This window comes from Pseudoxanthomonas suwonensis 11-1, assembly GCF_000185965.1.
GTDB lineage: Bacteria > Pseudomonadota > Gammaproteobacteria > Xanthomonadales > Xanthomonadaceae > Pseudoxanthomonas > Pseudoxanthomonas suwonensis_A.
Genome location: NC_014924.1, coordinates 1109012 through 1119950, shown reverse-complemented (window position 1 = coordinate 1119950; position 10939 = coordinate 1109012). Strand labels below are relative to the sequence as shown.

8 protein-coding genes are annotated in these 10939 nt (G+C 71.5%); 6 read left to right on the top strand and 2 right to left on the bottom strand.

Annotation, left to right across the window (positions count from 1 at the left end; all coding sequences use genetic code 11):
* Positions 1-1058: 1058 nt before the first annotated feature.
* Together PSESU_RS04960 and ffh are read right to left on the bottom strand one after the other, a co-directional pair.
* On the bottom strand, positions 1059-1880 hold the full coding sequence (locus PSESU_RS04960; RefSeq protein WP_233275255.1) for an aminotransferase class IV: 822 nt from the start codon (positions 1878-1880) through the stop codon (positions 1059-1061).
* A gap of 58 nt (positions 1881-1938) precedes the next feature.
* A complete protein-coding gene (ffh, locus tag PSESU_RS04955) occupies positions 1939-3309 on the bottom strand; it encodes a signal recognition particle protein (protein ID WP_013534672.1) in 1371 nt (456 codons plus the stop codon).
* 154 nt (positions 3310-3463) lie between these two features.
* Here ffh and PSESU_RS04950 point away from each other — a divergent pair, with 154 nt between their 5' ends.
* From PSESU_RS04950 to PSESU_RS04925, 6 genes are all read left to right on the top strand, one after another.
* On the top strand, positions 3464-3913 hold the full coding sequence (locus PSESU_RS04950) for a MarR family winged helix-turn-helix transcriptional regulator (protein ID WP_013534671.1): 450 nt from the start codon (positions 3464-3466) through the stop codon (positions 3911-3913).
* Between the two features lie 2 nt (positions 3914-3915).
* The gene (locus PSESU_RS04945) at positions 3916-5394 is read left to right on the top strand and encodes an efflux transporter outer membrane subunit (protein ID WP_013534670.1); all 1479 of its coding nucleotides are present in this window, start codon (positions 3916-3918) and stop codon (positions 5392-5394) included.
* Positions 5395-5405: 11 nt separating this feature from the next.
* Positions 5406-6587 carry an efflux RND transporter periplasmic adaptor subunit gene (locus tag PSESU_RS04940; RefSeq protein WP_013534669.1) on the top strand — a complete coding sequence of 394 codons (1182 nt, stop codon included), beginning with the start codon at positions 5406-5408 and terminating at the stop codon, positions 6585-6587.
* 16 nt (positions 6588-6603) lie between these two features.
* Positions 6604-8190 (top strand): DHA2 family efflux MFS transporter permease subunit, encoded by a 1587-nt coding sequence (locus PSESU_RS04935; protein WP_013534668.1) that lies wholly within the window; start codon positions 6604-6606, stop codon positions 8188-8190.
* A gap of 199 nt (positions 8191-8389) precedes the next feature.
* Positions 8390-9181 (top strand): cytochrome C assembly family protein, encoded by a 792-nt coding sequence (locus PSESU_RS04930; protein WP_013534667.1) that lies wholly within the window; start codon positions 8390-8392, stop codon positions 9179-9181.
* Positions 9182-9250: 69 nt separating this feature from the next.
* Positions 9251-10906 (top strand): ShlB/FhaC/HecB family hemolysin secretion/activation protein, encoded by a 1656-nt coding sequence (locus tag PSESU_RS04925; protein WP_233275254.1) that lies wholly within the window; start codon positions 9251-9253, stop codon positions 10904-10906.
* Positions 10907-10939: the final 33 nt, after the last annotated feature.

Below are 10939 nucleotides of genomic sequence, written 5' to 3'. Positions count from 1 at the left end.
GCATACAAGGCGCCAGGCCCGACGGTCGGGATCCGGCATGCGCAGCCCGGGCAAGCGAAGCGCTCCCGGGACGCTGCAAAGGCCGGGATGCCCCCGACTTTGGGCCAGCGGGGGCCCGGGATGCGGCTCCATAGCGGACTACGTCGCTGACAAGACCCAAGGTCGCTGGGCCCAGGCTTCCGCCGGGACGACGTGGCTGGGGTCAGTCGCGTGGCAGCGCCCCGGATGCGGCCGTTGGCCTTATCCGGGGCTACAAACAGAGCACCCGATCCTCTCCCCAACCCTCCCCCTGGGGAGGGTTTATGACGAAGCCGCGAGACGAACGCTCGCAAAGACGCGCTGTGCCGGGTGTGGCCCGGCAGCGGCCATGGATGGCCGCGGTAGCGAGTACGCACATGGATGTGCGTCCGAGCGGCCGGGACACACCCGGTGCGGCGCGGCTCCGTCCGAAGACAGCACGCCAGCTCGATGGACGCACCGCTCCGTGATGCGCCGCTGCTGCTCCAGCAGGCCTCCACTTCCTGGCGTTTGAAGGCTCGAAGGCCTCGGAGATCGCCCCCCGGTCCGCTTCGCGCCCCGGACTGCTGCAGCATCATGCTTCCACTACCCGAGCGCTTAAACGCGCGAAAGCCTCGCGGATGGCTGGGGCCCGACCCTCCCCCCTGGGGAGGGATTTATGACGAAGCCGCGCGACGAAACGCGCGCGAAGACGCACTGTGCCGGGTGTGTCCCGGCAGCGGCCATGGATGGCCGCGGTAGCGAGTACGCACATGGATGTGCGACCGAGCGGCCGGGACACACCCGGTGCAGTGCGTCTTCGTCCGAAGTCCGCCGCCCCTTATTTGGCGACCACGCATTCGTAATGCGCACGTGCAGCGCTACGTACCCAACGTTCCTGACGATGCACGGGTATGGCAAGAGAGCAGAAGACCCTGCCCTCTCCCCAAACCCCGCTCCGCACCCAGTTCCGCTCCCTAGTCCGAGTCCAGCGGACGCGGCCGTTCGGCGGCGCGCAAACGCACCGCCCCACCCCGCGAGGGAGCGACCTTGAAGGCTAGCTAGGCGAGCGGTTCCCAGCGAACCTGCGCGGCAGCGGACGCAAGCAGCGCATCCAGCTCCGGCGACGGGCCAAACTCCACCTGGTCGATGGCGGCGATGCGCTGCAGGCTGTTGGCGTTGACCGCGAAGGCGGCGGCGAAACCGCCAACCTCCGCCAGCGCGACCGGGCGCACCTGCTGCGCGCAACCCAGCGCATCGAGGCCGGACTGCAGTAGCCATTCCGAAGTACCACGCAGCGCCGGACCTTCCGGCCAGGTGATGCCCCGCCCGTCCCAGAAGCCGATGTTCCAGACCGTGCCTTCGACCACGCGCGCGCCGGCGCCCTCGCCATCCACGAACAGCGCGTCGTCGAAGCCGGCCTGCAGCGCGAGCCGGCGGTGCTGGAACAGCGGGAAGGTGGCGACGTGCTTGAGGTGCGGGAACGGCCGCACGAAAGCCGCACTGCGCACCCGGATCGGGCGGTCGGAAGCAACCACCGGCGCGGTGGCCGCGACCAGCACGTCCGGCTGCAGCGCGCGCAGCGGCTGGCGGTGGTCGAAGCCGCGGGCGAACAGCGTCACCCGCAGCGTGCAGTCGCCGCCCTGCGCCGCAGCGGCCTGCGCCATCCACGCACGGACCTGCGCCTCGTCGAGCGGAGCGTCGAACAGTTCGGCATTGCCACGACGCAGCCTGGCGAAGTGCAGCTCCAGGCCGGGCGCGCGCCCGTCGCGTACCTGCATCGAGGTGAAGTGGCCATAGTTGACCTGCGCCAGCACGCGCAGGCCATCCGGATCGGAGGCGGCCGGCTGGCCGTTGAGCAGATACGTGGCTGCTGCCTGCACCCTCGCCTCCGTGGTCATCGCCTGGCCGGTCCGGCGGCGCGTGCCGCCGGCTGGTGGATCAGCGGAACGGCATGCGGCCCATGCCGCCCATCATGCCCTGCAGGCCGCGCATCATGCCCTTCATGCCGCCGCGGCCCATCTTCGACATCATCTTCTCCATCTGCTGGTACTGCTTCAGCAGCTTGTTGACGTCGGCCGGGGTGGTGCCGGAACCGCGGGCGATGCGGGCGCGGCGCGAGCCATTGAGCAGGCCCGGGTTGCGCCGCTCCTTCGGGGTCATCGAGTTGATGATCGCGATCATGCGCGGCACCTCGCGGCTCTGCGCGACCTGCTGCTTGAGATGGTCCGGGATCTGGCCCATGCCCGGCAGCTTGTCCAGCAGCTCGCCGATGCCGCCCATGTTCTGCATCTGCTCGAACTGGTCGCGCATGTCGTTGAGGTCGAACTTCTTGCCCTTGGCGACCTTGGCGGCGAGCTTGGCGGCCTTCTCCTGGTCGACGTTCTGCTCGACCTGCTCGACCAGCGACAGCACGTCGCCCATGTCGAGGATGCGGGCGGCGACGCGGTCGGGATGGAACACGTCCAGGCCGTCGACCTTCTCGCCGGTACCGACGAACTTGATCGGCTTGCCGGTGATGTAGCGCACCGAGAGCGCGGCGCCGCCGCGGGCGTCGCCGTCGGTCTTGGTCAGCACCACGCCGGTCAACGGCAGCGCCTCGGAGAAGGCCTTGGCGGTGTTGGCCGCGTCCTGGCCGGTCATGGCATCGACCACGAACAGGGTCTCGGCCGGGTTGACCGCCGCGTGCAGCGCCTTGATCTCGGCCATCATCGCCTCGTCGATGGCGAGGCGGCCGGCGGTATCGACGATCAGCACGTCGACGAAGGACTTGCGCGCATCGGCGATGGCGGCGCGGACGATGTCCTCCGGCTTCTGCCCGGCGTCGGACGGGAAGAACAGCACGCCGGTCTGCTCGGCCAGCGTCTTCAGCTGCTCGATCGCGGCCGGACGGTAGACGTCGGCGCTGACCACCATCACCTTCTTCTTGCGCTTTTCCTTCAGGTGCCTGGCCAGCTTGCCGACGGTGGTGGTCTTGCCGGCGCCCTGCAGGCCGGCCATCAGGAACACCGCCGGGGCCGGGACATTGAGGTTCAGGTCGGTGGCGGACGAGCCCATGACCGCGGTCAGCTCGTCGCGCACCACCTTGATCAGGGCCTGCCCCGGGGTCAGCGACTTCAGCACCTCCTGGCCGACCGCGCGCACCTTGATGCGCTGGATCAGGGCCTGGACCACCGGCAGGGCGACGTCGGCCTCCAGCAGGGCGATGCGGACCTCGCGCACGGCCTCGCTGATGTTGGACTCGGTCAGCCGGCCGCGGCCACGCAGGCGCTCGAGGGTGCCGGACAGGCGCTGGGTCAGGGATTCGAACATTCGGGCGGACCGGAAGGCGGAAAACGGCCGGCGATTATAGCCGGCGCGGCATCCCCGCCCCTGCCCGCCCCGGCGGGCGCCCGGAGGCCCGCGATTACTGACCGGACAATATTTGCGCTTGCAAATATTGTCCGGGCGAGTATTCTCCCCCGCCATGCCCTCCTCCCCCATCTGCACCGGCTCGGCCCTCGGCCTGCTCGTACGGCAGGTCCGCGACGCCATGCGTGCGCGCTGGGAACACGAACTGGTCAAGGTCGGCCACGACCTCAACTTCAGCCAGTTCCTGGCCATCAAGAAGCTCGCCGAGGGCGTGGCCAACGTGACCGAGCTGGCGCGCATCGCCGAGCTCAGCCCCGGCGCCATGACCCGCCTGCTCGACAAGCTGGAAGGCCGCGGCCTGATCGTCCGCGTCGCCGATCCCGGCGACCGCCGCGCGCTCAACATCCAGCTCACCGGGGCCGGCCGGCAGATCGCCCGCGACATCGCCCAGTGCGGCGAACGCGTGCGCGACGTGGCCCTCGAAGGCCTGGACGACGCCCAGCGCGCGCAGTTCATCCACCTGCTCGGCCAGGTGCGCGACAACCTTTCCCTCCCGGAATCCTGACGATGTCCCCCTCCCCCCTTATTGGCCGCAGCCATGCGGCCATCGGCACGCTGTTCCTCGCGCTCGCCCTGGCCGGCTGCGCCAGCACCGGCGGACTCCAGCCGGCGGCGCAGGTCCGCGATGCGGACAGCCATGCCGTCGCCCGCAGCCTTGCCGGCGCCACGCTGAGCGAGGCCGCGTTCCCGGCCCAGGACTGGTGGCGTGCGTTCGGCGACCCGCAGCTGGACGCACTGGTCGCCGAAGCCCTGGATGGCAGCCCCTCGCTGGTCGCCGCCGATGCGCGCCTGCGCAAGGCCCGCGCCCAGGCCGGGCTGGCCGAGGCCGCGCGCAAGCCCAGCGTCGGCGCCAGCGCGCAGTACGCCGTGGCCCAGTTGCCGGAGAGCCTGGCCGGCGACGAGATCGGCGGCGAGCTGATGCACAACGCGGTGCTGATGCTCAACTTCGACTGGCCGCTGGACGTGTGGGGCGGCAGGCGCGCCGACTACGAGGCCGCGCTGGGCCAGGCCCGCGCTTCGGAGGTCGATGCCCAGGCCGCGCGCCTGGCCCTGGCCGCGAACGTCTCCCGCGCCTACATCGCCCTGGCCCAGGCCTTCGAGAGCCAGGACCTGGCCCGGCGCGAGCAGGAACGCAGCGAGCGCCTGCTGCAGCTGTCGCGCCAGCGCGTCGATGCCGGCATCGATGGCGCGCTGTCGCTGCGCAACGCCGAAGGCGCCATCGCCTCGGCCAAGGCCCAGGCGGAAGCCGCACGGCAGCAGGTCGATGCCCTGCGCAACACCCTGGCCGCGCTGCTGGGCAAGGGACCGGACCGCGGCCTGGACATCGCCCGCCCCCGCCTGCTGCAGGCACCGGCGCCGACCCTGCCCGGCACGCTGCCCAGCGAGCTGCTGGGCCATCGCCCGGACGTGGTCGCCGCGCGCTGGCGGGTCGAGGCCGCTGCACGCGGGATCGATTCGGCCAAGGCCACGTTCAAGCCGTCGATCGACCTCAGCGGCCTGGTCGGCCTGGCCTCGGCCGGCTTCTCCGACCTGTTCGACGGCGATGCCCTGCTCGGCTTCGGCGGCCCGGCGGTCAGCCTGCCGGTCTTCGATGCCGGCGCCCGCCGCAACCGCCTGGATGCGCGCAACGCCGACTACGACCTGGCCGTGGCCAGCTACAACCAGGGCGTGGTCGAGGCCCTGCACGAGGTGACCGACGCGGTCCAGGCGATCCGCTCGCTGGATGCACAGGAACGCTCGCTGCAGGACGCCCGCGCCTCCGCCGAGGCCGCGCTGCAGCTGGCCGAGGGCCGCTACCGCGCCGGCATCGGCAGCCAGCTCGAGGTGCTCGCCGCGCAGCGCCCCCTGCTGCAGGTCGAGCAGCAGCTCGCCGCCCTGCGCGCGCAGCGCTACCTGGCCACGGTCGACCTCGACCGCGCCCTCGGCGGCGGCCTGTCCTTCGACGCTCCGGCCACCGCCCCCACCGATCCCGAATCCAACTCCTGACCCCCACGCCCATGACCACCGAAACCAATCCGCAAGCAACCGCGCCGGCCGGCAACGGCAAGCGCAAGCGCGCCCTGAAGATCCTGCTGCTGGTCGTGGTCCTGGCCGGCGCCGCCTGGCTGGCCTGGTACCTGCTGTACGCCCGCTGGCACCAGGCCACCGACGACGCCTACGCCCAGGGCAATGTCGTCAGCGTGGTCCCGCAGACCATGGGCACCGTGGTCGGCATCGAGGTCGACGACGGCGACCGGGTCGAGGCCGGCGACGTGCTGGTCCGGCTGGACCCGAACGACGCCCAGGTCGCCTACGACCAGGCCGTGGCCAACCTCGCCACCACCGTGCGCCAGGTGCGCGGCTACTTCAGCAGCGCCGATGCCGCCCAGGCGGAACTGCGCGCCCGCCAGGTCGCGGTCGAGCAGGCCCGCGCCGACGTGAAGCGCCGCCAGGGCCTGGTCGCCAGCGGCGCGATATCGCGCGAGGAACTGGCGCACGCCCAGGACGTGCTGGCCGCCGCCGAGGCCGCGCTGGGCTCCGCCCAGGGCAACCTGCAGCGCAGCCGCGCCCTGGTCGACGCCACCACCGTGCAGGAGCAGCCGCAGGTGCAGGCCGCGGCCTCGCAGCTGCGCCAGGCATGGCTGGAGCTGCAGCGCACCGCGATCGTCGCCCCGGTCTCCGGCTACGTGGCCAGGCGCCAGGTGCAGCTGGGCGAGCGGGTGCAGCCTGGCGCCACCCTGATGACCGTGGTGCCGCTGGAGCAGATGTGGGTCGAGGCCAACTTCAAGGAGACCCAGCTGGCGCGCATGCGCATCGGCCAGCCGGTCGAGGTCGAGGCCGACCTGTACGGCGGCAGCGTCCGCTACCAGGGCAAGGTCGCCGCGCTCGGCCTGGGTACCGGCAGCGCGTTCTCGCTGCTGCCGGCGCAGAACGCCTCGGGCAACTGGATCAAGATCGTGCAGCGCGTGCCGGTGCGGATCGAGCTGGACGCGCAGCAGCTGGCCGAGCATCCGCTGCGCCTGGGCCTGAGCATGCACGTCGACGTCGACGTCAGCGACGACAGCGGCCAGGTGCTGGCGCAGTCGCGCGAGGCCGCCGGACCGCGCTTCGCCACCGCCGTCTACCGCCAGCAGCTGGACGAGGCCAACGCGCTGATCACGAAGATCATCGAACAGAACCTGCCGCGCGCGCGCGGCTGACGGACAGCCCTCCCCCATGTCCTCCGCCACTGCCGCCGCCCCCGGTCCAGGCGCAGCGCCCAGCGCTGGCGCCGCGGCCCTGCCGTTCCGTCCACCCAGCGTGGCCCTGGCCACCCTGGGCCTGGCGCTCGCCTCGTTCATGCAGGTGCTGGACACCACGATCGCCAACGTCTCGTTGCCGACCATCTCCGGCAACCTCGGCGCCAGCGCCAACCAGGCGACCTGGGTGATCACCTCGTTCGCGGTGAGCAATGCGATCGCGCTGCCGCTGACCGGTTTCCTCAGCCGGCGCTTCGGCGAGGTGCGCCTGTTCCAGTGGGCGACCCTGGCCTTCGTCGTCGCGTCCCTGCTGTGCGGCATCTCCCAGAGCATGGGCATGCTGGTGGTCTCGCGGGCCCTGCAGGGTTTCGTCTGCGGCCCGATGTACCCGGTGACCCAGGCCCTGCTGCTCTCGATCTATCCAGCCGCCAAACGCGGCCAGGCGATCGCCCTGCTGGCGATGGTCACGGTGGTCGCGCCGATCGCCGGCCCCATCCTCGGCGGCTGGATCACCGACAACTACAGCTGGGAGTGGATCTTCTTCATCAACGTGCCCATCGGCCTGTTCGCGGCCTGGGTGGTGAGCTCGCAGATGAAGGGCCGGCCCGAGCGCACCGAGCGGCCGAAGATGGACTACATCGGCCTGGCCACCCTGGTGCTGGGCGTGGGCGCGCTGCAGATCATGCTCGACCTTGGCAACGAGAAGGACTGGTTCCAGTCCACCGAGATCGTGGTGCTGACCATCATCGCGGTGGTCGCGCTGGCGGTGTTCGTGATCTGGGAGCTCACCGAGAAGGACCCGATCGTCAACCTGCGCCTGTTCCGCCACCGCAACTTTGCCGCCGGCACGGTGGCGATGGTCACCGCGTATGCGGCGTTCTTCGCGATCGGCCTGATGGTGCCGCTGTGGCTGCAGCGGAACATGGGCTACACCGCGATCTGGGCCGGCTTCGCCACCGCGCCGATCGGCATCCTGCCGGTGCTGCTGACGCCGTTCGTGGGCAAGTACGCCACCCGCTTCGACCTGCGCATGCTGGCCAGCCTCGCGTTCGTGGCGATGGCCACCACCAGCTTCATGCGCGCAGGCTTCAACCTGGACGTGGACTTCGAGCGGGTGGCGATCATCCAGCTGGTGCAGGGCATCGGCGTGGCGCTGTTCTTCATGCCGGTGCTGACCATCCTGCTGTCGGACCTGGAGCCGCACGAGATCGCCGCCGGCTCAGGCCTGGCGACTTTCGTGCGCACCCTGGGCGGCAGCTTCGCCGCCTCGCTGACCACCTGGGCCTGGAACCAGCGCACGACGATCCACCACGCGCGGCTGACCGAGCACCTGCCGGCCACCGACGACGGCGTGCGCGCCCTGGCCACCCAGCTCGGCGGCGGCGACCTCACCCGCGGCGCGCTGGTGCTCAACCAGGAGATCAGCCAGCAGGCGGCGCAGATCGGCTTCAACGAGATCTTCCACCTGCTCGGGATCATCTTCCTGGTGGTGATCGCCTTCGTCTGGTTCGCGCGACCGCCGTTCACCGCCAAAGGCCCGCGCCCGGTCGGCGGCGACCACTGAGCCGGCTTCCCTGGCCCTGGCCCCGGCATGTGCCCGGGGCCAGCGCCGCCTGCGGGGCCATCCGCGGCGGCGGAGCATGGTCGCCCGGGTCGCCCCGGCCGCGCGAAGCCTCCTGCGCGTGCACGGATGCGACCAGCGGCAGCGTCCAGCGTGACCCATGGCATTCCGGTCCGCGGCGGCGCTATGCGACACTCACGCGATGACAATCGTTCTCATCGCCGCACTCGCCTACCTGACCGCCGCGGCCCTGCTGTACCGCGCCATGGGCCAACCCGATCCGCAACCCGGACGCGGCTGGCTGGCGGCGGCGCTGCCGGCGGTCGCGCTGCACGCCGGCTACCACCTGCTGGTGGCCTGGCGCACGCCGGGTGGCCCGGACATGCATTTCTTCTCCGCGCTGTCGCTGGTCGGCCTGGGCGTGGCCGGCATGACCATGCTGGTGGGCGCGCGCGGGCGGATGGCGGCGCTGGGCTTGTTCGCCTTCCCGCTGGCCGCGGTGTTGCTGGTGGCCTACCACTTCCATGGCCACACCACCTCCACCGTGCTGGACTGGCGCCTGCAGCTGCACGCCTGGCTGGCCCTGCTGGCCTACGCCACCCTGGCCATCGCCGCGGTGCTGGCGGTGATGCTGCGGATCCAGGAGCGGGCCCTGCGCCAGCGCACTTTCAGCACCCGGCTGCGCTCGCTGCCGCCGCTGACCGAACTGGAAACCCTGCTGTTCCGCACGATCGGTGCCGGCTTCGTCCTGTTGAGCCTGACCCTGCTGACCGGCGTGCTGTTCGTGGAGGACATGCTGTCGCAGCACCTGGTGCACAAGACCGTGCTGAGCGTGCTGTCGTGGCTGGTGTTCGGCGGGCTGCTGCTGGGCCGCTGGCGCTACGGCTGGCGCGGCGTGCGCGCGGTGCGCTGGACCCTGACCGCGATGGTGCTCCTGCTGCTGGCCTTCTTCGGCAGCAAGTTCGTGCTGGAACTGGTGCTGGGCAGGCACTGAAGGCCGATGTGCGCGACGGCAAGGCACCCCCGGTGTCCCCGCCCCCGCGGGCCCGCCCGCCCCGGGTGGGTGCTGGCCCTGCTCGCCCTGCTGTGCGGCCCCGCGCTGGCCGCGCCGCCGCCGGATGCCGGCCAGGTCCAGCGCCAGGCCGAACGCGCGCTTGATGCCAAACCCGCCCCGCCGCCGGCCACGGAAGTGCCTGGAGCCCCCGAGGCCGCGGATGCCGGTCCCGGATTCGAGGTCCGCGAATTCCGCCTCGAAGGCGTGACCCTGCTGCCGCAGGAACTGCTGCAGGAGGCGCTGGAACCCTGGCGCGGCAAGCCGATCCACTTCCCTGGCCTGCAGGCCGCGCTGCGCCGGATCGTCGCTACCTACCGCCAGCACGGCTGGTTCGCCCGCGCCGACCTGCCCGAGCAGGACATCACCGACGGCGTGGTCGTGGTCCAGGTGCTGGAAGGCCGCTTCGGCCGCCTCGGCGTGCTCGACGACGGCACCCGCGCCAATGGCGGGTTCCTCGCCAGGATGGTCGGACGCGGCCTGCACGCGGGCGAACCCTATGCGCTGGCCCGGCTGGAGCGCGGCCTGCTGCTGGCCAACGACCTGCCCGGCGTCCAGGTCGATGGCGTACTGCAGCCTGGCGAGGAGCCGGGCACCAGCGACCTCATCCTGCAGGTCGAGGATGCACCGCTGTTGGGCGGCAGCCTGGCGATCGGCAACGACGGCAGCCGCTACACCGGCCGCGCCCAGGCCATCGGCCGGTTCACCCTGGACAACCCCAGCGGCCTGGGCGACCAGCTTGGCGCCACGGTCATGCGCGGCGAGGACCTCGAGTACACTGGCGCCAGCTACACGATGGCGCTGGGCACGAGCGGCCTGCGCGGCAGCCTCGGCTACACCTCGCTGCACTACCGCCTGGGCAAGGAGTTCGAGCTGCTGGAAGCGCGCGGCTCCTCGCGCCTGCAGCGCGCCGGCCTCAGCTACCCGTTGCTGCGCAGCGAGGACGCCAACTTCGAGATGGAACTGGCCTGGGCGCGGCGCCTGCAGGCCGACGGCAGCCTCGGCGAGGAGCTGCGCCGTCGCCGGCTGCAGGACCTGACCCTGAGCCTGTTCGGCGACGCGGTGCATCGCGGCGGTCGTGGCGCGCACACCGCCTGGATCGTGGACCTCGCCAGCGGCCGCGCCCGCCTGGAGCTGCCCGGCGACCGCGAATTCGACCTCGCCAGCGCCGGCGTGCACGGCCGCTTCGGCCTGGCCCGGGTGGAGCTGCGCCACGACCGCTGGATCAACCCCGACTGGTACTGGCGCGGGCGGCTCAACGGCCAGTGGGCCGATGGCAACCTCGACTCCTCGCAGCAGTTCGTGCTCGGCGGCCCGTCCGGCGTGCGCGGCTATCCGGTCAACGAGGCCGCCGGCGACAGCGGCGCGGTGCTGCAGCTGGAACTGCACCGGCTGTTCGCCGCGCCCGGCAACAGCGAGCTGGATGTATTCCTGTTCGCCGCTGGCGGCCGCATCCGCCAGCGCCAGGATCCCTGGGACGACAGCGCCAACAACCGCTACGACCTGGCCGCGGCCGGGCTGGGGCTGCGCTGGAACGTCCGCCGGTTCAGCGCCACCCTGTCCGCCGGCGTTCCGGTCGGCGACAACCCGGGCGGGTTCGGCGGCGCCAACCAGGATGGCAGCCGCCGCACGACCCAACTATGGTTCAACCTGCGCCAGCGCTTCTGACCATGAACCACCCCGACCGACCCCGCGAGGACA